Here is a 25,375-nt window from a genome sequence, read left to right as displayed (position 1 = left end):
TCTTTATACTTAATAATCTTGCCTGGTTTATTCCTTGAATACCTCGCCTAAAAAGTTTAAAACAGCCTGTCATTGTAATTTATGTGAAATTATTCACAATAACAGGATTATAGCCGGAGTTTGTCGAATATAATCCTTATAGATTAAATTGAAATACCCTCAGTCTGTCTTTTTTCAGAAAGGCTCTCATATCCTCCTGAGAATCTCCAGTTTGGGATACCGGACCTTTCATAAAAGAGCAGCAGGAAAAGGCGGGACGTCAGCTTGTTTTTTATGACGGTCTTTTACCGCCTGTCCCTTATATGAGTAAGATGCCGCGTGTTTTTTTGCCTTAGGAATCTATTAATTCAAAGGTGGGGATAGGGATGAACAGGGAAGAATATAAAAACGTGTTGGCAAACCATCGTTTGCCGTTGGATGCGTTAAGGTCAGAGGTTGATCCCGGCAGATTTTCTTTTGAAACCACAGCTGATATGGATAGGCTCTCCAATGAAATGATCGGCCAGGAGCGGGCCGAGAAAGCAATGTCGTTTGGTTTGTCTGTGGAGCAGAGCGGATACAACCTGTTTGTTGTAGGTCCGACAGGGACAGGGCGCATCACGTATACACAGAACAGCGTGGCGAAACTCGCCGGGAAACGGGCGATCCCTGCGGACTGGTGTTACGTCCATAATTTTGAAGATCCTGACAGGCCTCTTGTCATCTCTTTTACGGCCGGCCAGGGGCAGAAGTTCCGACGTGAGATAGAGACTTTATTAATAGATATAGAAAGAGAGATCCGGGCCGCTTTTTCGAGCGACGGCTACTCTAAAAAGAAACTCGCTTTTATGGATAACTTCCGGTCGGACATAGACGCTTTGTGGAAAAAGGCCGATGCGTTTGCCATAGAGCAGAATATAAAGCTTGAACGCACCCAGTCAGGCATTAATACGGTCCAGCTGCGCTTTGGAAATCCAATGAGCGTAAAAGAATTTAACAGGCTGTCAGATGAAGATAAAGAGAGATTGAAAGAAAAAGAGAAGCTGGTTGAGGAACACCTTCAGGAAACGGTCCGTCAGATTCAGAAGCTGGAAGAAGAGCTGCGGAAAACGATGCATAAATTTATGCAGGAGACGGCCGCCAATGCGGTTGAAAAGCTTTTTAAACCGTTGAAGGAAGCGTATAAAGATAATAAAAAAGTAATTTCTTATCTGGATGCTTATTTTCAAGATGTGGTGGTACATTTTTCTTTTTTTGCGTCAGATAACGATGAACAGGAAAATATTATGAGCGCCCTTGCCGGATCGAAGGAAAAGCAGTACCAGCGCTATACGGTTAATCTCTTTGTGAACAACAGGACGCTCGACGGGGCGCCGGTCATCTATGAGACAAATCCGACTTACTATAATTTGTTCGGGAAAGTGGAATACCAGGGTCAGATCGGCAACCTCGTCACTAATTTCTCGTTTATTAAACCGGGCGCCCTTCATTTGGCTAATGGCGGCTACCTGATTCTGCAGGCTTCCGAACTTCTTCAGCATCCCCATGCATGGACGGGGCTGAAAAGGGCGCTGCAGACTCGAAAAGTTTATATGGAAAATCCGAATGAAGAGCTGGGCATTTTTCCGGCAAGCGCAATTAAGCCTGAACCGATTCCGTTAAATACGAAAGTGATTATCATCGGGTCCTATTATATTTATGAACTGCTTTCACGGCTCGACGAAGACTTCGATAAACTTTTTAAAGTAAAAGTGGAATTTGACACGGTGATGGAAAAAGCAGATGAAAACATCTTAAAAATGGCGAACTTTATAAAGACGTCCGCTGAAACAGAGGGGCTCATGCCATTCCATAAAAGGGCGGTGGCGAAAGTCATTGACTACAGTTCGCGGCTCGTTGATGAGCAGTCAAAACTGACGACGCGTTTTCAGGATATTTTGAAACTGCTTGTTGAGGCGAACTTTTATGCGAAAGAAGCAGGCTGCCAATCGGTTGATGAAGACCATATTTTTAAAGCGTTGAAAGAAAAAGCACAGCGCGCCAACCACGTCCCGGAAAAATACAGGGAAATGATTCATAATGAGACGATTATGATCGAGACGGACGGCTCCAGAGTCGGACAGATTAATGGGCTGGCCGTTATGGGAACGAGGGATTCAGTGTTCGGCATTCCGACAAAGATTACGGCTCAGACGTTTGCCGGGAAAAGCGGGATCATAAATATTGAACGTGAAGCGGCGCTGAGCGGCCAAATCCATCATAAAGGGCTCCTTATTCTCACCGGATTTCTTTCAGGACAGTTTGCAAAAAACCGGCCGATTCCTTTATCAGCAAGCATTACCTTCGAGCAGACGTATACGCTTATTGACGGGGACAGCGCGTCGAGCACCGAGTTATATGTGCTGTTATCCTCGCTGGCGGAAGTGCCGATCCGCCAGGGAATCGCGGTAACAGGCTCCGTCAACCAGTGGGGAGACGTCCAGACGATCGGGGGCGTCAATGAAAAAATTGAAGGGTTTTACCATATATGCAACGAGAAAGGGCTGACAGGCGAACAGGGAGTCATTATTCCAAAGCAGAATGTGAGAAATCTGATGCTGGACTATGAAGTGGTGGAAGCGGTCAAACAAGGCAAGTTTCACATCTGGGCCGTCGGCCATATTGAGGAAGGGATCGAAATTTTAACCGGCGTTCGGGCTGGCAGTACACGCGGCGAAGACGGGAAATTTCCAGCCAAATCGATTTTCGCCAGGGCAGACGAGCGGTTTGCGAGAATGTATGAAATGGCGAAAGCAGAAAGAGTCAAAGAGAGAAACGAACAGGAAAAAGCATTGGGGACTGCGGAAACGGCTGAAAAAGGTGAGCGGGGATCGTGAGGGAAGAGTAGTTGACATATACGTTGGCCGGTTTGCTGTCAGTAAAGGAAGACGGATAAGCATCCGGGCCACAAACGAAATGCATGGGCGGAGGAAGTGCGCCCATGTATTTTTTTCTTAAACAATCCGGGCGCGGTGGTTGCGGTGGGGGCTGCGGGTGATACGTGTCTGTTACGGGAGTAGCACCTGCGTAACACCCACTCAGCACCCAGGTAACACCTACTTGCCTGCCCCTACCGAATGCGGCTGTTTACGCGGATTATCTCTGTGGGCCGTGAGTGGGTGCTACGTACCTGTTACTGGCGTAGCACCCACGTAACACCCACGCAGCATAACACTATGAAAAGGAAGACAGGAGAAATTCTGAGGTGTCTGATTCTTTTCCTGTGAAATAGTCAGGGCGGTGGATTGTGATGAGTTTTGAATGAATGGAAATAACTTTTTGAGCTTTGAGGCCATTAATCGAATGGCAAACTGTTTCTCGTGACGTGCCTGAAAAGTTTGCCAGGTCATTCATCGTGAAAGGGCATGGAATTAGAATACCGTCCGCCGTTTCCTGGCCGAGGTGGCTTCCAAGATGGGCGATAGTCTGTTCCACCCGCCGGCATGCATCCAGGTTCTGCAGGCTTTGAAGCCGGAGTTCCTGGGCGATAAGAAGGGAAGAAAGGTGACGGATCACCTGGATCATCTGTTTACTGTTGAGCTTTATTAGCGATTCAAGAATTTCTGCAGGAATATAAAAAATGTTGACGTTGGTGACGGCGACAGCCGAATGGGCGTAATTAGTATCCTGAAACAGGCCGCCTTCCGGAAACATCTGAAACGGCTTTACATAATTAAAAGGATGGACGTCTCCTTCAATATCGATTCTTTCCAGGCGGATGTAGCCATCGAGAAGAAAGTAAAGGCGCTCCCGCGGGTCGCCCTCTGTAAAGAGCATCTGCCCTTTGCGGTAGCTGCGGATATAGGCATAGTCAATTATTTTTTTACACCCTTCGTTAGTAAGCATGGAAAAAATATCAAATTTTTTTATGTCTTTACAGGAAAGGTTTGTTTTCATGACACACCTCCTCTTCCTAATATTAACAGAGAAAACAGGCTGCTAACTTGTCTCATTTTGACAATTTGATAGCGAAAATTTAGCAGGTAAATATAAGAGGGAGAGAGTATAAATACTCCCTCCAGACGGGGGTTAACGGATTGGTGTGACAACGTCTTTGGCATCGTAAATAAGGGTTCCCGAGTGTCCCTGCAGCGCCAGATCAATATCGTGAAGCGAGGCGATGATCGCTTTCCGGCCCGGTTTGGATCGCACGAAAGCGGTTGCTGCTTCAATTTTAGGAAGCATGCTTCCCGGAGCAAAATGACCGTTGTTTATATAATCTTCGCAATCCTGGATGGTCATTTCTTTAAGTTTTATTTCATCTGGTGAGTTGAAATTCAGGCTGACCTGGTCAACAGCTGTCAGGATCATCAGAATATCCGCATCCACCATTTCAGCGATCATTTCAGAAGCAAAATCCTTGTCAATCACAGCTTCAACACCTTGGAGCCTGCCGTTTTTCAGAATGACTGGCACTCCCCCGCCTCCGCCGCTGATGACCAGTTCGCCTGCTGAGAGAAGCTCCTGAATCGCTGATGCTTCCAGTACCGCTTTTGGCCTTGGGGATGCGACTGCCCGGCGCCAGCCTCTGCCCGCGTCTTCTTTGTAATGAGCATCCGGGTCAGATGCCTGGCGGGCTATTACTTCCTCTTCAGTGTAAAACGGGCCGATTGGTTTAGTAGGATTCTGAAAAGAGGGATCCTTTTCATCCACCAGCACCCGTGTGACCACGGTCACGACCCCTTTATTTATGTTTCTTTCAAAAAAAACATCTGTAAACGCGTTCTGCATCCAGTAACCGATCATTCCCTGAGTCATCGCTCCACACGTATCAAGCGGCATAGCAGGAGTTGCCAAGCTGTCGGCTTCCGCCTGCTGGATCAGTACATTTCCAACCTGAGGGCCGTTTCCGTGTGAGAGGACAACTTCATGGCCGGCTTCGACTAATGACGTCAACTGTTTAGCGGTTGATTTTAATGCTTTTTGCTGGGACGCTGCCGTAGCGTCACCCGATTGGATGGCGTTTCCGCCTAATGCAACGACAATTCGGCTAGTATTCATCATTTATCCCTCCATCAGTTCATTTAAAAAGATAAATTTCCAAGAATTAAGGCAAAGACGGCTCCGATAGCGAGCGCGATAATAATTGCAGCGGCAACTATTTCCCATCTTCCAAAATACGCTTTTCCGGTGTTTTCTTTTAACGCATGGCGGTAGAGAAGGATGCCCGGTGCGTAAAGGAGCATAGTGAGAAGGAGGTAGCCGATTCCAGCCGCGTAAACGAGCCAGATCGCATACACGGTAGCAATAACACCAAGAACCTGATCACGTGTCGCACGTTCACCTGCTTTATACCATTCTTTATTAAGGGCAATCTTAGACTGGAACAGAGCGGAGAATAAATAGGGAATCAGAATCGCTGAAGAAGCCAGGGAAAAAGCGAATATATACGCCTGTTCTGTAAATAATAATGTGATAAGGAAGAGCTGAATTAAACCGTTTGTGAGCCATAGAGAATTTACGGGCGCACCGTTTTTGTTTTCTTTAGCGAGCCACTTCGGGAAGACCTGGTCTTTAGCGGTGACATAAGGAATCTCTGACGCTAGTAACGTCCAACCTAACCAGGCACCGAAAACTGATATAATAAGGCCTAAATTAATGAAGGCAGCACCCCATGGACCAACAACACTCTCCATTACGTAAGCCATTGCCGGAGTAGGCAGCGCAGCCAGTTCCTGCTGGGTCATGACGCCGAGTGAGATTAGTGAAATCAGGACGTAGATAATCAGTGTGCCAATCAGACCGATCACTGTCGCTTTCCCAATGTCCGACCGCTTTCTGGCACGCCCTGATAACACAACCGCCCCTTCAACTCCGATAAAAACCCAGAGAGTTACAAGCATCGTACTGGCGACTTGATCTGTGACACTTCCCCATGAAAATGAACCGGTTCCTCCCCAAAAGTCCAAAGTGAATTTATCCAGATTGAAAGCAAGCATCCCAATAATGATAAAGACAATAATTGGAACAAGTTTTGCGATAGTAGTAATAACGTTTACAATTGCGGCAGAGTGTATCCCTCTTAAAATGAGGAAGTGCACACTCCATAAGACGAGAGAGGCTCCCAGGATTGAAGCTATATTCTGGCCGCCTTCAAAGACAGGGAAGAAATAGCCGATCGAGCCGAATACCAGGGTGGCGTACGCAACGTTGCCAAGCCAGGCTGACAGCCAGTATCCCCAGGCACTGTTAAACCCCATAAAAGAACCGAATCCGGCTTTTGCATAGCTGTAAATGCCTCCATCCAGGTCCGGACGGCGCATCGTTAAGTTTTGAAAAGATAAAGCAAGCGCGATAATTCCTATCCCTGTGATGATCCAGCCGATGATGACTGCTCCGGCATTTGCTCCCTGGGCCATATCACTTGCTAAGTTAAACGCGCCTCCGCCGATCATCGATCCGACGACGAGGGCGATCAGTGCAAACAGGCCGAGTTTTTTCTCATTTCCCATTTTCATCACCTCGTTAGTATGACTGGGGAGAGGCCCGCCTGGTCAGAGGAGGACCTCTTTTTTTTGCCGGATTAGCGGCGGTTTGTAGCCGCCATAACCGCTTTAATCGTGTGCATTCGGTTTTCTGACTGGTCGAATACATAAGAATGCGGGCTTTGGAACACTTCGTCAGTTACTTCCATTTCCTTCAGGCCGAAGCGGCTGTAAATGTCCCTGCCGACTTCTGTCTCCAGATCGTGGAACGCCGGAAGGCAATGAAGGAAAATGACATTGCTGTTATTTGTCTTATGGATCATATCCATATTGACCTGGTAAGGTGTCAGCAGCTGGATTCTCTTTTCAAATTCTTCTTCTTCTCCCATAGATACCCACACATCTGTATAAAGAACATCTGCTCCGTTAACGGCCTTGTCGACGTCAGCGGTGATCATGACACGGCCGCCGGATTCTTTCGCATAGCCTTCCGCTTTATCAATGACGTGCTGTTCAGGGAATAAGGATTCCGGTGCGCAGATGCGAATATCCATACCCATAATCGCTCCGCCGATGAGAAGGCTGTTCGCCATATTGTTCCGCCCGTCTCCTACGTAAACAAATGTGACGTTATCAAGGTTGCCTTTCACTTCTTTGACAGTCAGGAAGTCAGCAAGAACCTGGGTTGGGTGGAAATAATCCGTTAACCCGTTCCAGACTGGCACTTCGGCATGGGCCGCAAGCTCTTCCACTGTTTCGTGCTTAAAGCCCCGGAACTGAATACCGTCGAACATTCTTCCGAGAACGATTGCCGTGTCACGGACGGATTCTTTTTTGCCGAACTGAATATCGTTTTTTCCGAGATACTCCGGATACGCGCCGAGATCGTTGCAGGCTACAGTAAATGCGCAGCGCGTTCTTGTGGACGGCTTTTCAAAAAGCAGGGCGATATTCTGGCCATCAAGGTAACGGTGGGGCACCCCATTTTTCTTCATAGCTTTCAATTCAGCGGAAAAATCAATTAATTTGCTGATTTCACGGGCTGTATAATCTTCCAGAGTTAAAAAGTGACGTCCCTCAAATGACAATGGCTGGTTTAATACTGGCATAATTTATTCCTCCTTGAATGTAGTGTGTGTTAATTTTTTGAAATCAAATCTCTTTTCAGCGGCATACTCATACAACGTGGGCCGCCCCGTCCCCGGACAAGCTCGGAACTAAGGACTTCAATGACCTCAATACCGTTCTCTCGCATGATCTGGTTTGAGACGTAGTTTCTTTCATAGGTGACAACGACACCGGGAGCGATGGCAAGTGTGTTTGAACCGTCATTCCACTGCTCGCGGGCAGATGCGATTTCATCTCCCCCTCCGCAAGGGATGAGGTTGATTTCAGGAAGTTCAAGCACTTCTTTTAACGTGTCCGCCAGGTTATCGCGCCTTGTGATGGATACAGGCTCATCATCTTCCCCTTTTTCGAGAATAAAGATGTTCATGTTGCCGTCTTTATCCAAAATTTCCGGGTGGATCGTAAACTGATCGTGGTCAATCATTGTGAAGACGGTGTCGAGATGCATGAAAGCCCGGCATTTTGGAATTTCTACAGCGACGACTTTTTCAATAGTGCTGTTTGATTTAAAAAGGTTGACTGCTATTTTTTCCACAGCGCGCGCGGAAGTCCGTTCACTGACACCGATCGCAAGCACTTTGTCACTCAGTACAAGTTCGTCGCCTCCTTCAATTGGAAACGGGTAATCACGGTTTATCCAGAGCGGAATACTGTACTGGGAGAATCTAGGATGGTAATTCAAAATGAACTGCATAAACAGCGATTCGCGCCGGCGGGCGGGTTCGCGCATCTTATTCAGTGAGATCCCATTTCCGATTGCCGCTGCCGGGTCCCTTGTGAAGTAGAGGTTAGGCATCGGGTCGAGATAGAAGGGGTGGTGATCGGCCATAATTTCATAGAGGTGCTTTTTAGCCTGCTCAGGAAGGTCTTTTTTTAGGACGCCGGAAATCACCTCACTGACCATCTGTTTCGTATCAAAGGAAAGCAAATATTCTTTTAAAAGCTGAGAAGAGCCGTTGACCATTTGTTTGGATTCGGAAAGCAGCTGGTCTACAAACGTTTCTCTTTTCTCCTTGTCAGAAAGAGATTCAACCATAAGAGTGTCCAGATAAAGCACTTCAATGCCGCGGTTTCTTAGTGTATTTGCAAAATAATCGTGTTCTTTTTGAATAGCTGGTAAATAAGGGATGTCGTCAAAAAGAAGTTTGCTGAGAGAGTCCGGTGTTAAGTTCTCGACTTCTTTCCCCGGGCGGTGGAGCATAACAGTCTGCAAGCGGCCTATTTCTGAATCGACGTGAATAGGGTACATAACCTTTCCTCCTCAATCCTCTGTCTTATATCTTTACTTTAAATGACCAGTGAGTGGAGAGTTATGTAAGGGCTTACATAATAATTGTGAGTTTATTCACATAAAAGAGGATGAACATCCACAGGGATGTATAATCATATAATTTATGCAATGCATTTATGCATGCATAAACGAGAAATAATGAATAAAAACTGAATGGAAAGTTAATTGTCGTAATTATTAAATTATTTAATGTTATTTTGGAATAATTTTGAGGAAGGCCGGGGCCTTCGGTTTGGAGGTCCGGTCACTTGTTTCGGGAGCCGGCAAGTCACCACCGCCTCCTCTCTTAAAAGACAGAGGAGAGGAAGGCGATGAATGGAATGGTGGCTAACGAGAGCAGCGTGGAGGCGGCAATCGTAATTACCGCTGTGTCTTCCGAGCCGTCAGGCAGGTACCGCCCAAAAATGATTGCAGATAATGTGAACGTCGGCATCGCTGCCAAGATAATGACAAGATGCCTCAGGGAATCATTAAGCGGTGTAAAAGACAGAACGAGCATAATTAATACAGGAAATATGATTAAACGCAAGCTGACCGGAAGCCAGATCAGCCGGTAGAGAGCCAGTCCTGACTTTAAGAATAAGTGATGCAGCAGGATTCCGATATAAACCATTGAGAGCGGGGCGGCGAGGCCTGCCAGATGCCCTGTCAGCTGGCTGAGAAATTCAGGCGGCGAGAAACCGGTGAGAGCCACAATAAATCCTGCTATAACTGCCATTAAAGGCATGTTGGCGAGTGACTTGGCTACTTTCCGGACCGGCAGGCCGCTTCCGGACTGAAGCATGTAAATGACCACGGTGAAAATGACCAGATCGAGCCCGGCATTAAAAACAGCAGCGAGGAGGCCGCCAACTGGGCCAAAAATAACAGCGGATAAAGGAATGCCAATAAAGCCGGCATTTCCAAGGGCGGCCAACACCGCCATTTTTTTGGCGAAAAGGGAATCGAATCCAAGCAGTTTAACGGCTGTCCAACTGATCAGGAGAGCGGCTAAATGAAAAACAACCGAGATGGCAAAAATGAGAAGGGCATCGGTGAAAAGCTCGTCTGTTACGTCGGTAGTAAAGATGCCGTCAAGGATAATCGCTGGCACAGCAATGTTTAAAACAATTAATATAAATGCGTTTTTTACTTCAGCAGTAATCGGGACTTTCATAGCAAAGAAAAAGCCGATAGCGATCATGAAGCCCATGACGGCTACGGAAGTGGCTACAAGGGTAACATCCATAATTTAGATCCTTTCCAATGTTTTGAAAATGAAGTATACGAATTCAGCTTACTTACTTTCCTGACCTGTGTAAACAAATGTGAAGTTTTAGAACGGGGACTGACCCCTGTGTGAATTATTCACACAGGGGTCAGTCCCCGTTTTCCCGTTTCTTAACAATGAAAAGCCGGAAAGAGACGGCGGGTCTGCTTTCCGGCTAAGGTGGTAATTTAAGTTAATTCTGTGTTTGGGTGTTTCTTTCGTATTCAAATCCTGGCTTAATTAGAATAGAAATACTGTAAAGGCCGGCTAAGCCTACTACTGCATAGATTACTCGGGATAGCCATGCTTCCTGGCCGCCGAATATGGCCGCTACAAGATCAAAATTGAAAAATCCGACTAGTCCCCAGTTAACAGCTCCAATAATGGTGAGGACAAGTGCCGTTTTTTGAATTCCGCTCATGTTAGACCCTCCTTACTTGTTGTGTGCCAAAACTCTTATGTCTTCAGTCTTGGCTATATTAGCTAACCTTCCCGGTAAAAATTGGTATAAAACGTAAATACAGGTTATTGGACCTTTTCAATACTTTAGTGCTAAAGTTTGAAAAGCTTTTGTGAAGTTTGGTTTGCTATTAGGCAGAAATTCATCCGTCTAATTTTTACATATCCTTACGAGCGGTGGGCTTTCCGTACGTTTAACTGGTTTTTTAAAAGGGAATTATTTCTAAGTAGATGATTTTACGGACGGAAGGAATGAATTTTTCATGAAAAAATTTACTTTATCTGCCGGAACGGTTGTTTTAGCGGCAGGCCTGGCAGCATGCGGCGAAGGCGAAAACACAGATTACACGGAGAACGAGGGCGCCGAAAATATCATGAATAATGAGTTGGCGGAAGAAAATGACATGGACAATAACGACAATAATGCAATTACTGATAATGAAAACAATTTCACTAATAATGAAGAAAATGCCGAAAACGGTAATGCAGGGTCTGAGGCCGGGGATGACTGGTACGAAGGCTTGGCTTTCTCAGAATTTGAATTAGATGCGGAATATGAGGACGGGGAATACGAAGCAGAGTATGAGTATAATGATGGAAACCCGGAAGCTGAAATTGAAGATACACGTGATGGGAACTTAGAGTTGGGAGGCCAGGAAGCACTGGATGAACTGGAGCAAATTCTGCCGCAGCTTGAATTAACAGGGGAAAACAGAGAAGACGAGGTTTTTGAGGCTGTCTTAGCAGCATTTGACCTGGAGGATGACTACGACGAGCTCGAAGTTGAAATCGAGTTCTTTGATGGCGGCGAAACAGATGCAGAAGATCAATAACTAAGCTTAGCCCCGGGTGTTTAGTAAACTCTCCGGGGCTTTCTTATTGGATAGTATGTGAAAAAATCACACAGGGGTCAGACCCCTAAACCAGGCGGCTTGATTCATTGGTTGGCTGATGATAATAAAGGGGTTTAACCTTGCTTCCTGGCTGGTCGTGAGGAACGCCGAGGCTTCTGTCTACTCTTTTTAACGCTTCAGCAAGTTTCCGAGCCATCTTCAGGACGAGGTTGAGTCGGGTGGTCTGCAGCACCAGAAATTCCATCATACCGCCGGCGTTTACGATGCCGGCTATATGCATGTTTCCTGTTTCGGGGAGATTTTTATTCATTGCTGCGCCAGGTTTCAGAGGACCGTCTGCAATGACAATAGATCCGATTGAAGTTACACGGCCGAGGCAGGCATCAACTGCTATTATAAAGGCGTCTGGGTGGTTTTTATTAATTAATGCGAGATATTTTTCGAGATTTTTGGCATGCACCGGCTCTTCAAGTGTCCCGTAAACGTGGAGGTGCCGGGGGCGGCGTTCAGACAGAAGCGTTCCGGTCAGAGGGCCAAGTGAATCACCGGTTGAACGGTCGGTACCGATGCAGACGACTACGACAGGGCCAGGCTGTTCAGGGAGGTTATTAATTATTTCTTTTGTCATTTTTCCGGCCACAAAAGCAGAGTTAATAGGAAATCGAGCAATTTTATGATGTTGTTCATTATAAGGGTTCATAAACAGTCACCTCATTCGTTATAAAGAACACTTTAAACTATTATATACCCCTTTTGCAAAAACATAAAGCCTCATTAAAAGATTTGAAGACGAAATTAAGAAAATAGGAATTTATAACTAATCAGAATATTTTGAAAACAATACTATATAATTGATTTTTTGTGATAATATTTTAAATAAAGGAAAAATTAGGAGGGAACTATTGTCCATTTTTCCGGTGACTCCCGCAGGTCTTTAAGTGTGTTGTTATAAGACTTACATAGTTGGTATACCCATTCAAGAAAATCTGTACTCCATGAAAGTCCTATATAAAACGAAAACCTGAATTGAAAGGAGATGAATGGATGCACAAACCGTTTATCAAAGGAGGACTGGGATTTCTGTTGCTGTTTAGTATTATTTTTTCAACGCATCATGGCATGACGTTTGCCGGACTCGGCGGAGGAGGATCAGGAGGCGAACCGGGAACAATTTTATACGGGGAAACGCCTTCTGAGACTAGTGAGGACAAGCCTGTCATTGTTTTTGTCCAAGGACTGACGAACAGTTCATCAATGTGGTATGAAGGCAACGATATGTATGACATGGCTCATCAGGCAGGTTATGAAACAGCATTTGTAGAACTGTACGATTCGGCTGGTACACCTGAAAGCTACTGGGATAACGGCGAAATGCTGGCAGGACAGCTCGAAACAATTTCTGCCCATTACGGCGGCAAAAAATTAGCTGTCGTTGGCTACAGTAAAGGCGGAATTGATACCCAGACGGCACTCGTCCACTATGGTAAACATGACCTAGTATCGGAACTCATTACAATAGGCTCGCCGCACCACGGCAGTGAACTGGCTGATCTGGCTTACAGTACGTGGACGTGGTGGCTCGCTTCCCTGCTGGGGTCAAGAAACGCTGGCACCGAAAGTCTCCAGACTGGAAACATGAATTATTTCAGGAGCGTCACTGACGGGCGCCCTGAAATTGAAGAAAATAGTTATTATACACTTGCGGGAGACGACACCGGACCTTGGTTCAGTTCGACGTGGTGGGGCGGCACAATGATTCCCGGGCCAAGTGATGGAGTGGTTTCAGTGGAAAGCGCCCACCTTCCGTACGCCCCGATGCTTGCGGTCGGTAACTGGACACATAACAATATCCGCCAGGGCCATCAGACATTTAACGTATTTAAAAATGTGCTGACTGTGGGAGAGGAAGGTGCCTTTTCAGCAGATACTGAAACAGCCGCCACTGCTGAAGGGTCTTCCGCTGAGAGTTCAAATATGATTGTCAGAGGCGGAGAACAGACAGGAGAAGCTGAAGAATCTTTTTTTGTGGAAAAAGAAGCTGATAAAATCACCTTACATTGGTTGAGCGGCAAAGAGCTTACCGAAGTAACTGTAAGAGAGCCTGGCAGCGGTTCAGTCCGCACGGTGGCTGTTGAGGGCCAAAAAGACGATTTGTTCTTTGAAGGAGCCTGGCACCATACGGTTGAGATCGAGGAACCGTCAGCCGGGGAGTGGACTTTCAGTACAGAAACAGAAGGAGTTTCGGCTTACACCGCGGTTCTCCTGTTTGAGTCCCCACTGAATAACGAGGTGCGCGTCACAAAAGATGGCCCGCGGGGGTGGCAGGTAGCTGCTGAGGCAGTGTCCAAGCGCGGCGCCCGCCCTGGAACAGGCCGCGGAGCAAAAGTGGTCTATGATGTGGAATTCCACCCGGGCGACGTGAAGAGCCGAGGGGGAATCGGCCGGAACATGCGCCAGCAGCGCCTGCATAACAGACAGCAGGCTCAAAACGGAAAAGTGACGCTGCCGGACCGCGGCAATGGCACATACAATGCGACCATTGATATTGAAGGAACGACCCCTTCCGGCGAAAAATTCGAAAGAACAGTAATCAGATCGGTTTATATTGATGAAGACGGCAACGCTTATTAAGTGACAGTTTGAGATGTGGGACGGTTAAGTCCGTCCAAGGTTGAGTTTGAGGAGCCAGTGAGGACTGGCTCCTTTTTTGGGTGCGGAAGGTGAGGAAGGTTCGGGGTTGGGCGGATTTTGTGGAGAGAGGTGAAAGAAGGGGCGGGGCGAAATTTGTCGAAAATTGTTATATGGTAGAGTTAGACGATTATATGGTAGAGTTAGACGATTATAAGGTAGAGTTTCAAATTTATACGGTAGAGTTCCCACTTTATAACGTAGAGTGACGCATTTATACGGTAGAGTTCCAAAATTATATCCTCGAATTCCATGTTTATTCCGGTGAACCTAACTCCAGATTCCAAAAAAATTAAAACAGCTACTAAACATCTTAATTGCATGGCTGATATTAAGGTAGAATCAATACGTTAGGCAAAGTAGAAACGAAATAGATCCAAATGAAACATCCGAAGCGGATCTCCAAACAAAATATGTATGAGATACTGGGCTATTAAGAACGTTCCTCCTCTTAAATGAAATTAAATTTCAATACATATTAAAATATATTGACACGATAATTCACCGGCATTATAATAAACCCATATCACCCCGGTGGAGGTAATATATGGCTTATGTAATTGGTATTGATGGCGGGGGAACGAAAACGTCGTGTTTGTTTAAACATGTCAACGCGTTTTCCTCTCATGGTGAAACTGAAAACTCCGAATCTATGATGGTAATCGGGGAAGCCACAAACCCTTACGTCGTAGGATTTACTGAAATGAAAAAACGGCTTCAGGGCCTTATCGCTCATGGGATGGCATCCTATTCCGTAAAGCCTGATGACATAAGAGCAGTCAGCTGCGGTTTAGCAGGCGTAGGACGAACAGAAGACGAGCAGGAAGTTGAAACATTATTTCAACAGATTTTTTCCGAGCTTAATTTTTCTGAAAATTCAGCCTTCAGTATTCATTCCGATTCGTATATTGCACTTCGAGGGGCACTGCCTCCTGAGGTTAACGAAGGAATTCTCGTGATCTCCGGCACAGGCTCTAGTGCAATTGGAACAGATTCTGCAGGAGATGTATTTAGAAGCGGGGGGTGGGGCCATATATTAGGTGATGAAGGAAGCGGGCATCAAATCGGCATGCATGCGCTTAAAAGTATAGTTAAGGCTTATGATGCCAGAGGAGAGGACACTTTACTCAGCCATGCAATCCTCGATTACCTGGACTTCGCTCATCCTAAGGAACTTATCAGATACATATACAGAACTAAACCGGAGAAAAAAGAGATTGCCAGACTGGCCAGACACGTTATGGAAGCTGCTGATCAAGGTGATGACGTTGCCAGAGACATTCTTTACGAAGCGGCTGATGAATTAACGCTTCATGTGGAAAGTCTGCACAAAAAATGCCCTGCATTCCATGACCGGACTCCAGTAATGACAACGGGCTCGATTTTTACGCACTCAAAAGATTTAACGAACAAATTTAAACGCAATATTGAATCTAAACAACTGGGCATTTATGAATCCGCTTACAGGTCGCCGGCCTATGGGGCGGCTTTACTAGCTAGAGAAAACGTGAATTAACGTCAAAAAAAGTCAGGTGTTGAATATGGAAAAAGAACTTTCAAAACTCACTACAGAAAGCAGAAACCCTCAGTCCATGAACCTAAGCCGCTTATCGAGCATGGAGATTCTGCAGACCATTAATAATGAAGATAAAAAAGTAGCTGGTGCTGTGGAAAAAGTATTGCCCACTATAGACAAAGCGGTTACTCACATCTATGATTCTTTCAGAAAAGACGGCCGTCTGTTTTATGTGGGGGCTGGGACGAGCGGCAGATTAGGTGTTATCGATGCATCAGAGTGTCCACCAACATTTATGACGCCTCCCCACATGGTTCAGACAGTGATGGCCGGCGGGGAAAATGCTTTTATTAAAGCTGTCGAAGGATCAGAAGACAATGAGTCGCAAGGTGCGTTGGATTTAAAGGAAAAGGGTCTGACCACCAATGATGTTGTGGTAGGGATCACGTCCAGCGGTCGCACACCTTACCCTATAGGTGCAGTGAAATATGCCAAAACAATCGGAGCTTATACAGTTTCCCTATCATGTAATGAACAGTCGGAAATCAGTCTGTTAGCGGACTGTCCAATAGAAGTAATTGTCGGCTCTGAAATCTTAACTGGGTCGACGCGCATGAAAGCCGCAACGGCCCATAAAATGGTGCTGAATATGATTAGTACAACTGTGATGGTAAAAATGGGCAAGGTTTATGGGAATCTTATGGTGGACGTCCATGCCAGTAATCACAAACTGATGGAACGGGCGAAGCGGATTATTATGGAGATCACGGATGTGACCTACGGTGAAGCTGAAAAAACTCTGCTCCTTGCCAATAATCAAGTGAAACCGGCAATTATTATGATCAAAGCAGGCGTCACGTTTGAAAAAGCAACAGAAGCGATCACTCAGGCAGACGGTTACGTGGATGGTGCCATTCTGTATGCGCAAAAATTCAAATAACTTTTTGAAACCGTAAAGAGGATGTTCTGATCTTCTATACGTTTCATAATAAATCATTTATAGCTAAGGGGGATATTATCTTGAAGAAGTATTTTCTTAATAAACCGGCTTTAATGGCTGGTACTGTATTACTTTCAGTGGGGTTGTTGGCAGCATGCGGCGGCGACAATGAAGAAGCAGGTGGCCAGGGTGGAAACGATCAGGAAAACAACGGTTCCAATAATGATGCCAGCGGAGGAAATGGCGATATATCGGGTGAACTGGAAATCCAGTATTTTGTAGGCGGATATGGTGACTCCTGGTGGAAAGAAGTCATTGAAGATTTCCAGGCGGAATACCCGGATGTCACCATAGTTGAGCATGCAGGTCCGAATATCAATGATGAGATGAGATCCCGCTGGGTGTCGGATGATCCACCTGATGTGGTTTATATTGACGGGGCAGGCTCAAGTGAAACACAAATGGTAGATGATGGTCAGCTAATGAACCTGACAGACTGGATTAATGATGTGGATTCAGAGGACGGTTCACCGTTACTGGATAACCTTATCGTTGAACCTGCTTCTTACGATGGTGAAATTTACAGCATACCTTTAGTATTTGATACATGGGGGACGTGGTATAACCGTGCCAAGTTTGAAGAGGAAGGCTATGAGGTTCCTTCTGATTTTGACAGCTACATGGATACAATGGGTGAGATTCAGGACAATGAAGATATCTCACCATTCGTCACCACTGGTGAGCACCCTTATTACTTTTTAAGAGGGGTTTTGACACCTGCCTTTGGAGCTGCCGGCGGAGATGAATTACTGGCAGATATCGTACGTGGTGAAGAAGGTGTCTGGGAAAGAGACGAAGTTGTAGAGACGATGGAAAAGGTCGTTCAGATGCAGGAGGAAGGCTATATTGATGATGGTTTCGGAGCATTCAACCATACACAGTCCCAGATGAATTTCCTTCTTGGTGACAATGCCTTTATTCCGGTAGGTTTCTGGCTTCCGAATGAAATGGCTAACGATGTGCCGGATGACTTCGAATTTGGTTTTATTCCATCACCTCTGCAGGATGCCGGTGAGCCATTTGCTATCGTTCCGGATTTGCGTCCGCTCGCTATAGCTGAGAATGCAGAGAACCCTGAAGCTGCAAAAGCGTTTGTGGAATTTGTGTTTACTCAGGAATATGCAACAGCATTCTCTGAGCACACAGGGGCCATCATGAACCTTGAAGGTGTGGACCTTTCTGAAAATGAGAATGTTCCGCCGTATTTAATCGAAGCGAACGACATGATTAATGACCCGGACCAGGTTCAGATTTATCACAGACCGCACCCAATGAGTGCTGATTTGGAGACACCGATTGGAAACTCACTTCTATCTCTTATGCTCGGAAATAAATCCCTGGATGAGTTTATAGAAGAAGCTGAAAATGCCACTGCAGATTACCGTGGTGAATAAAGACTATTAATCGATTTTTGAAAAAATAAGTATGGAATGTAAAGGCAAAGTGACGTCTTTGCATTCCATATCTTTATTTATACTTTAAATTTAACTTTGCTAAAGGGCTAAAGTATAAAAAATCCAAGGCCCTGCTTAGACTTGGCGAAACCAAAGTTTTTTAATAAGGACTCATTCTTACTATCATAAGTTTTTACTTGTTCATTGTTGTATACATAAGAAGGGAGTGATCATTATGGTACAGACAAAGAAACAAAAATACTTATTTTTGGCATTTTGCTTAGTACCGACATTTTTACTGTTTGCCATATTTACACTCTACCCTTTAGTCAGCGGGCTTTATTATTCCTTTTTCAGATGGTCAGGCTCGGCTTCGAATATGGAATTTATAGGTTTGAGTAATTATGTCAGGATGTTTAACGATTCGATTATACCCAGAACGATCATGCATGATTATTTCCTGGTGGTCACGAAGGTGTTCGGTATTATGATCCTGGCGACATTCTTCGCCGTTGCTATTATGCAGCTGAAGATTAAAGAGGCGCCCTTTTACCGGATTATCTTTTTCTTCCCGAACATTATGTCTGTTGTTGTGATCGGGATCCTGTGGACATTTATTTACAATCCGAGCTTAGGTCTTGTAAACTCTGCTCTTGAATTTGTGGGGCTCGGAAATCTGACCCGGCCCTGGCTCGGCAGTGAAACGTGGGCGTTACCGTCAATCGTCTTTCCTTCTGTATGGGCGGGGATCGGATTGTTTATGCTCATGTTAATGGGCGGAATAGGAACCATTTCGAAAAGCTATTACGAAGCTGCTGAACTGGATGGTGCGACGGAATGGCAGCAGTTCTGGAAGGTAACCCTGCCGTTGATCTGGCCGCAAATCAAAGTATCCATTCTCTACATAGTGATTACTACACTGAATGGGTCTTTCATTCTCGTACAGGTTATGACAGGTGGCGGACCGAACAACTCGACCCACGTTATGGGATCGTATTTGTACCAGCAGGCATTTGTACAGTATAACTTCGGCTATGGTGCGGCCATTGGGGTTATGATTCTCGTTTTATCACTTGTAACGGTTTTTTTACTGCAAATATTACTTCGCAGAGAAAAAGTTCAATATTAGGTATTGAAAAGGAGGGGATCCAATGAAAATTGAAACGAATACGTCATTAACGAAGACTGGACCGCTCAAAACAGCATTAAAACGGGAAACGAAACAGCCAGTATCGAAACGAATATTAATCCGACTGCCGCTCGTTTTATGGTCATTGGCCGTTCTTTATCCCATCACATGGATGATTATAGGGGCATTTAAATCAAATGCAGAAATCTACGCAAATCCGTGGGGGCTACCTGCAGAATTTAATTTTAACAATTTTATAGATTCCTGGCAAAATTATAATATTGATACGGGCGTTTTTAACAGTTTGATCGTCACAGTTTTAGGTGCGTTATTAACGCTCGTACTCGCTATTCCTACGTCCTATGCGTTGGAACGGATGGTGTTCCGGGGCAGCACATTGATCTTTAACTTATATATATCTGCCATGATGATTCCTATGGTATTAGGCTGGATTCCATTATTTTTCTTATTAATGCAATTTAATCTTCTTGATAATATATTCGGGCTTACACTCGTATACGCGGTGTCACAGCTGCCGTTCAGTATCTTTGTGCTGACCACTTTTATGAGCTCCATTCCACGGGAACTGGAGGAATCAGCAGCTATTGACGGTATGTCCCCTTATGGTGTTCTTTTAAAAATTATTACGCCATTATCCATGTCAGGTATCATAACAGTTACCATTATGAACGCGATCCAATTCTGGAATGAATATTTCATGGCCTTGATCTTTTTACAATCAAGGGAGAACTATACGTTAGGTCTGGCCGTTGATTTCATTAGAAGGGAAGCGGAATACACAAATGCATGGGGAACGTTGTTTGCCAGTTTAACAATTGCCATTATTCCAGTCATTATTTTATATGCCATTTTCCAGCGCAGAATTACGAAAGGCATGACAGAAGGGGCTATAAAAGGATAAACTAAGTGTAAGTGACTTTCCTACTATCAAAGTGTCCCGGGTTTTATAGTGGAATCATCCGTATACCTTTGACTTGATAGTGGCAGGGGTCAGTCAGATCGTGAGAGGGTGAGTGACATTGACGGAAACGACTAATTCATTTTCCGGTGGACTTGTAATGTTAAATGAGATAAAAAATAAGCTGCCTCCGTCTGAGAAAAAAATTGCAGAGTTTATATTAGCGCAGCCGCATGAAGCCATTCATTGTACGGCCACCAGACTGGGGGAATTAAGTTCTACAAGCAGTGCAGCCGTCATCCGGCTCTGTAAATCCCTTGGTTTAAAAGGATTTCAGGAACTGAAGCTGCGAATTACAGGTGATTTGCAAAAATCCTCAGATATCCAGTATAGCAATATTGAACCTGGTGAATCCCAGGAATCCATTGTTAAAAAAGTGACAAATAACGGCTTGCAGGCCATTACTGAAACCACTGAAATGGTTAATTATGAGTCCCTCAGTGCGGCAGTTAAAGCCTTACAGAATGCGGATAAAATGCACTTTTTTGGAGTGGGGGCATCGGGGATTATTGCGCAGGACGCCTATCAGAAATTTTTACGGATGAATAAGGCTGTGTCGTATTTCAGTGATATTCATAATGCAGCTATGTATATTGCCAATGTTGGGAAAGATGATGTGGTGTTTGGCATATCCTTTTCCGGAGAAACATTTGAGACGCTGAAAATGCTGGAGCTGGCTAATGAACGGGGAGCGACAACCATCAGCCTGACACGCTACGGTAATTCGTCAATTGCAGCGAATGCGGATATAAACTTGTTCATTTCAGCGGCGCGGGAGGTGCCGGCTCCGTTTCGAAGCGGCGCAACGTCCTCAAGACTGGCGCAGCTTCATATGATTGATATTCTGTTCGTCAGTGTGCTGACGGATCAATACGATATTGCCTCCGATTACTTAAAGGAAATCTCGAAGGCCATGAATTTCCTTAAGAGCGGAAGGTAGAAGAGAAGCTTCGTGCATGAAGCTTCTTTTTTAATTTCTCAAACCCCTTTCAAATTAATGCGAAGATGACAAAGTCTTAGCGTCTTCTACAAGCTTAAATTCCGATTACTTTTCCTCCCTTTGAACCACTCAAAAGTCCCGTGTAACAGAAACCGACAATTTTTTTCTTAATTTTTAGTAAATTTAAATTGATTATGGAAGTTGGTCTATACAACTAGTTTTTAGTATGATAAATTGTATTTGTCTTGAAATTAAATTTCAGTTTTTTTTATTAAAAAATGAAACGGGGTGATAGCAACACAACATAAACGACACAGAACTTAAGATTAATTTCTCAACGACAGTCCTGTTTTTACAAACACAAGGAGGTATTTCCTAATGAAAAAAAAATTATTAGTTCTCTTATCCGGTTTGTTGCTGACGTCTTATGTGACCACAGCTGTCGCAAGTCCCCAGAATAATCCGGGGAAAGGAAAGGATACAGAATTTGCTCTTGGAATAGATAATCTGCTTGAAGATGACATAGATCTCATTAAAAACAAGAAAGTTGGGCTCGTTACAAACCCTACAGGGGTCGATCAGGAGTTAAACAGTATCGTGGATATTCTTTTTGAAGATCCTGAAGTGGATTTAACAGCTCTGTACGGACCTGAGCACGGTGTGCGCGGCGATGCTCAGGCAGGAGAGTATGTTGAATTTTACATTGATGAACGTACTGGACTGCCTGTCTACAGTCTTTACGGTAAAACGAGAAAACCATCAGATGACATGCTTGAGGATGTAGAGGTGCTCTTATTTGATATTCAGGATGTTGGGACAAGATTTTATACTTATATCTACACCATGGCCTATGTGATGGAAGCGGCAGAGGAAAATGATATTCCAGTTGTGGTGCTGGACCGTCCTAACCCGATAGGCGGGGAAAAAGTTGAAGGGCCAGTCCTTGATCCAGACTATACATCGTTTGTTGGTATGTACCCAATTCCACTGCGCCACGGTATGACAGTTGGGGAATTAGCTTACTTCTTCAACGAGGAATTTGATATTGGCGCTGATCTTGAAGTTGTTGAAATGGACGGCTGGGAGCGCTGGATGCACTACGATGACCTTCCGCTTCACTGGGTGCTTCAATCACCTAATATGCCGACGCTGGATACTGCACTCGTTTACCCTGGTGCTGCTCTCATTGAAGGGACGAATGCTTCAGAAGGACGGGGCACAACGAAACCATTTGAGTTACTTGGAGCTCCATATATGGACTCCACCGAGCTGGCTTCAGAGTTAAACGGACTTGATCTGCCTGGTGTGACGTTCCGTGCTGCTTCCTTTACACCTGCTTTTTCCAAGCATGCGGGAGACCTGTCCAACGGTATTCAAATTCACATTGACGACCGCGAAGCGTTTAAGCCTGTAGAAACTGGGTTGCACATTGTGGCAACAATGCTGGAGTTATACCCGGATGACTTTGAATTCATCGAAACGTGGGATGGCAGTTCTTTCTTCGACAACCTGATTGGAAACGGTGAAACCCGTCAGCAGCTATTAGACGGAAAACCGGTTGAAGAGATTGTAGCCTCATGGGAGGACGGATTGGAGCAGTTTAATAAGGTGAGAGAAGACTACCTGTTGTATGAAGAGCATACGAAAGGACGGTCTCCTGGAAGTCCGGACCACCCAGGCCGAGGAGCCAATCCTCCTGGAAACAATTAATTTTTGAAAAAATAAAACTATTTTTTCATCAGAGGCACTTCGAAAGTGCCTTTGATGTTTGGGAGGAAAAAATGAACAGGTTTCGAAAAGGATTCATATTGATGCTGAGTTTAACATTTGCGGCTTCATTAATACTGCCTCAACAATCCTCTTCTGCTGAGAAACCAGCAGAGGTTTCAATAGAAGAGGAGCTTCTTAAAGAGAGCACACCTGGATTTTTGCCATCTCAAGCAAACCCTTCTGAATGGGCCAAAGCCTGGGAGAGGGCAGGAATGAAGAGAAGTGTGCTGAAAGAAGGAAAACCTCAAAGTGTGCAAATGGTTCCGGAATATATAAATGACATTGATGATGTGGTGCAAACAGGTATTGAGGCCGATATGTATCCAGGAGCGGTGGTGCTGGCGGTTAAAGATGGCACAATTGTGAAGCATGAGGCTTATGGAGATGCTGTGAAATATGAGGATACGGAAAAACTGCTACCTGAAGAAGACCGTATCGCCACTGAAACAGACACAATTTATGACATGGCGTCCATCACAAAGATATTCACGTCCATTGCCGGATTGCAGACAGTTGAGAAAGACCTGGTGGATTTAGATGAACCTGTCGTGACTTATTTACCTGAATTTAACGGTGACGGCACTGGCGATATCACGGTCCGACATCTCATGACCCATACGTCAGGCTTACCGGCGTGGATTCCAATTTATACGTATGACACGTTAGAGGAACGGCTGCAGGCAGTATATGAAGCTGAACCGACCGTGGAACCTGGTACAGCTTACGTTTACAGCGATTTAAATATGATTCTGCTGGGCAAAATCGTTGAAAGGGTGTCGGGAAGTACGTTGGATGATTTTATTGACACTCACATTACTGGTCCGCTAGGAATGGACGACACGATGTTTAATCCAGGCGAAGGTCTGAAGCACCGTATTGCAGCTACGGAACCTCAGCCATATTTAGACAGAGGCATGGTGTGGGGTTCCGTTCATGATGAAAATGCTTATTCATTAAATGGTGTAGCAGGTCATGCCGGGATTTTCAGTACAGCAAAAGATCTTGCTGTTCTGTCTCAAGCTATATTAAACGGCGGATTTTACGATCAAGCCCGTATATTAAATGAAGAAACCATTACAGAAATGCTTTCAAATCAAATTACAACGGAATCTCATCTTGCTCAAGGTCTTGGCTGGAATTTGAGCCGCGACTGGTTCATGGGAGAGCTCTCTTCACCTGTTGCAGCGGGCCATACCGGTTTTACCGGCACATCATTCGTTATTGATCCGAATACTGAAACAATCGTTATCTTTTTAACAAACAGAGTTCATCCAACTCGAGATGCGGGGTCGATCAATCCTTGGAGAGTAAATGTGGTTAATAAAGTTGTGGAAGCGATGGAAAAGCATCCAAGCAGGATTAGGAATAATAACTAAGTTTTTATTGTATGAAACTGAAGGTGACGGTACTCAATACGGGTTCAGAGAAGCCAGTTTTATAGCTGCAGCAGCGACCTTGTTTGGTAAGAATAATCCGGCAGGGCAATTGCCGGTTACTATTCCTGACTTAGAGGGCGGAGTGCTTTACCCGTATGGAACTGGATTATCGTATGAGTAAAAGCTTCAGATTATAGTATTAAAGCGAGAGACTGAATTAAGGCCTCTCGCTTTAATAATTTTGTTTACGTATAGTCCCAGTCCGGGAAAGAGGCCGGATCTATGCGAAAGAGTCTCATATACATTGTCGATACCCAGGTTCACAATTGGGATAGTTAAGAGATATAGCAGCGTGGAATATACAATGGTGATGACCGCTGTGTCTTCATCGCCATCCTTTAAGTAGCGTGCAAAAATATCGCTTAATGTGAATGTTGGCATGGCGCTTTAGATAATAATCATATTTTTCAGTGTGTCATCCAGATTGGTCAAAGAGAGCACAGGCATCACAACCATTGGAATGATAAGTAAACTGACGACCAATGGGAACCAGATTCTCTTGTAAGGGAAAGCACCCACTTTTTGGAACAGATCCTGGAGCAGCATCCCGGTATAAAGCATCGCAAGAGGGGCGGGGCGAAATTTGTCGAAAATTGTTATATGGTAGAGTTAGACGATTATACGGTAGAGTTAGACGATTATAAGGTAGAGTTTCAAATTTATACGGTAGAGTTCCCACTTTATAACGTAGAGTGACGCATTTATACGGTAGAGTTCCCAAATTATATCCTTGAATTCCATCTTTATACCGGTGAACCTAACCCCATATTCCAAAAAACTTAAAGCAGCTACTAAACATTCCAATTGTATGGCCGATATTAAGGTCAGAATCAATAGGAATAGTCGACAACAGAAAAAAGAGTGGGAGATCCTCACGCTTTTTTCTGTTTTTTTATAGAATCAATGATGTTTCCGGACTTTTATGGCTTTCTTAAAGTTAAAGCAGTTCTGAATGGAGGCTGGGCTGGCAGTTTCCGAAAAGACGGCAACAAATTTCCAAGGTCTCTCTCTGATCAGTAAAGAAACGCTGAATGAGAGGGAAGGCCAGCCATTTAAATTTACAGCATATTTTTTACAAAAAAAGCAGCCGTTTCAGTAT

Annotated in this window: 21 protein-coding genes; 12 read left to right on the top strand and 9 right to left on the bottom strand. The window is 44.8% G+C overall.

All coding sequences use genetic code 11. The features are described from left to right. Positions 1–365 precede the first annotated feature (365 nt). Positions 366–2,855, top strand: a complete 2,490-nt coding sequence (locus BMW59_RS19060) for a Lon protease family protein (protein ID WP_093055501.1) — start codon at positions 366–368, stop codon at positions 2,853–2,855. Positions 2,856–3,192: 337 nt separating this feature from the next. Here BMW59_RS19060 and BMW59_RS19055 read toward each other — a convergent pair whose 3' ends face one another. The 7 genes from BMW59_RS19055 to BMW59_RS19025 all read right to left on the bottom strand — a co-directional run bounded on the left by BMW59_RS19055 (position 3,193) and on the right by BMW59_RS19025 (position 10,532). Beyond that, complete coding sequence (locus BMW59_RS19055) at positions 3,193–3,915, bottom strand: Crp/Fnr family transcriptional regulator (protein ID WP_093055499.1); 723 nt, start codon at positions 3,913–3,915, stop codon at positions 3,193–3,195. Between the two features lie 132 nt (positions 3,916–4,047). Further along, on the bottom strand, positions 4,048–5,019 hold the full coding sequence (arcC, locus tag BMW59_RS19050) for a carbamate kinase (protein WP_093055497.1): 972 nt from the start codon (positions 5,017–5,019) through the stop codon (positions 4,048–4,050). Positions 5,020–5,042: 23 nt separating this feature from the next. Continuing rightward, complete coding sequence (gene arcD / locus BMW59_RS19045) at positions 5,043–6,470, bottom strand: arginine-ornithine antiporter (RefSeq protein WP_093055495.1); 1,428 nt, start codon at positions 6,468–6,470, stop codon at positions 5,043–5,045. Positions 6,471–6,541: 71 nt separating this feature from the next. Beyond that, entirely contained in the window at positions 6,542–7,552 is a 1,011-nt protein-coding gene (gene argF, locus BMW59_RS19040; RefSeq protein ID WP_093055493.1) for an ornithine carbamoyltransferase, read from the bottom strand. Between the two features lie 29 nt (positions 7,553–7,581). Further along, the gene (gene arcA, locus BMW59_RS19035) at positions 7,582–8,820 is read right to left on the bottom strand and encodes an arginine deiminase (RefSeq protein ID WP_093055491.1); all 1,239 of its coding nucleotides are present in this window, start codon (positions 8,818–8,820) and stop codon (positions 7,582–7,584) included. Between the two features lie 328 nt (positions 8,821–9,148). Beyond that, on the bottom strand, positions 9,149–10,090 hold the full coding sequence (locus tag BMW59_RS19030) for an AEC family transporter (RefSeq protein WP_093055489.1): 942 nt from the start codon (positions 10,088–10,090) through the stop codon (positions 9,149–9,151). Positions 10,091–10,304: 214 nt separating this feature from the next. Further along, positions 10,305–10,532 carry a DUF378 domain-containing protein gene (locus BMW59_RS19025; RefSeq protein ID WP_093055487.1) on the bottom strand — a complete coding sequence of 76 codons (228 nt, stop codon included), beginning with the start codon at positions 10,530–10,532 and terminating at the stop codon, positions 10,305–10,307. 301 nt (positions 10,533–10,833) lie between these two features. Here BMW59_RS19025 and BMW59_RS19020 point away from each other — a divergent pair, with 301 nt between their 5' ends. Next, positions 10,834–11,403: a YusW family protein gene (locus BMW59_RS19020; RefSeq protein WP_093055485.1), complete on the top strand. Its 570-nt coding sequence runs from the start codon at positions 10,834–10,836 to the stop codon at positions 11,401–11,403. Between the two features lie 85 nt (positions 11,404–11,488). On the opposite strand, the gene yyaC is transcribed toward BMW59_RS19020, so the two are convergent. Further along, positions 11,489–12,124, bottom strand: coding sequence for a spore protease YyaC (yyaC, locus tag BMW59_RS19015; protein ID WP_093055483.1), 636 nt, complete (start codon positions 12,122–12,124; stop codon positions 11,489–11,491). Positions 12,125–12,468: 344 nt separating this feature from the next. On the opposite strand from yyaC, the gene BMW59_RS19010 reads away from it, so the two are divergent. The 10 genes from BMW59_RS19010 (at position 12,469) to BMW59_RS21440 (ending at position 24,397) form a co-directional block, all read left to right on the top strand. Further along, positions 12,469–14,055, top strand: coding sequence for an alpha/beta fold hydrolase (locus BMW59_RS19010; protein WP_093055481.1), 1,587 nt, complete (start codon positions 12,469–12,471; stop codon positions 14,053–14,055). Between the two features lie 604 nt (positions 14,056–14,659). Next, a complete protein-coding gene (locus tag BMW59_RS19000; protein WP_093055477.1) occupies positions 14,660–15,628 on the top strand; it encodes an N-acetylglucosamine kinase in 969 nt (322 codons plus the stop codon). 25 nt (positions 15,629–15,653) lie between these two features. Then, positions 15,654–16,568 carry an N-acetylmuramic acid 6-phosphate etherase gene (murQ, locus tag BMW59_RS18995; protein WP_093055475.1) on the top strand — a complete coding sequence of 305 codons (915 nt, stop codon included), beginning with the start codon at positions 15,654–15,656 and terminating at the stop codon, positions 16,566–16,568. An 80-nt stretch (positions 16,569–16,648) separates the two neighbouring features. Continuing rightward, on the top strand, positions 16,649–18,022 hold the full coding sequence (locus BMW59_RS18990) for an ABC transporter substrate-binding protein (RefSeq protein WP_425441284.1): 1,374 nt from the start codon (positions 16,649–16,651) through the stop codon (positions 18,020–18,022). Between the two features lie 235 nt (positions 18,023–18,257). Further along, positions 18,258–19,151 (top strand): carbohydrate ABC transporter permease, encoded by an 894-nt coding sequence (locus BMW59_RS18985; protein WP_093055473.1) that lies wholly within the window; start codon positions 18,258–18,260, stop codon positions 19,149–19,151. 22 nt (positions 19,152–19,173) lie between these two features. Then, positions 19,174–20,073, top strand: coding sequence for a carbohydrate ABC transporter permease (locus BMW59_RS18980; protein WP_093055471.1), 900 nt, complete (start codon positions 19,174–19,176; stop codon positions 20,071–20,073). Between the two features lie 157 nt (positions 20,074–20,230). After that, positions 20,231–21,070: a MurR/RpiR family transcriptional regulator gene (locus BMW59_RS18975; RefSeq protein ID WP_093055526.1), complete on the top strand. Its 840-nt coding sequence runs from the start codon at positions 20,231–20,233 to the stop codon at positions 21,068–21,070. Between the two features lie 378 nt (positions 21,071–21,448). After that, entirely contained in the window at positions 21,449–22,780 is a 1,332-nt protein-coding gene (locus BMW59_RS18970) for an exo-beta-N-acetylmuramidase NamZ family protein (RefSeq protein WP_093055469.1), read from the top strand. Between the two features lie 71 nt (positions 22,781–22,851). Beyond that, the gene (locus tag BMW59_RS18965; protein ID WP_093055467.1) at positions 22,852–24,216 is read left to right on the top strand and encodes a serine hydrolase domain-containing protein; all 1,365 of its coding nucleotides are present in this window, start codon (positions 22,852–22,854) and stop codon (positions 24,214–24,216) included. Positions 24,217–24,223: 7 nt separating this feature from the next. Beyond that, on the top strand, positions 24,224–24,397 hold the full coding sequence (locus tag BMW59_RS21440) for a hypothetical protein (protein WP_177174440.1): 174 nt from the start codon (positions 24,224–24,226) through the stop codon (positions 24,395–24,397). A 266-nt stretch (positions 24,398–24,663) separates the two neighbouring features. On the opposite strand, the gene BMW59_RS21910 is transcribed toward BMW59_RS21440, so the two are convergent. Further along, positions 24,664–24,837 (bottom strand): hypothetical protein, encoded by a 174-nt coding sequence (locus BMW59_RS21910; protein ID WP_177174439.1) that lies wholly within the window; start codon positions 24,835–24,837, stop codon positions 24,664–24,666. Positions 24,838–25,375 lie beyond the last annotated feature (538 nt).

The organism is Salipaludibacillus aurantiacus (assembly GCF_900111295.1).
In the GTDB taxonomy this organism is placed as follows: domain Bacteria; phylum Bacillota; class Bacilli; order Bacillales; family Salisediminibacteriaceae; genus Salipaludibacillus; species Salipaludibacillus aurantiacus.
The sequence above is the reverse complement of the archived record's forward strand: the minus strand, read 5'-3'. Positions and strand labels throughout refer to the sequence as shown.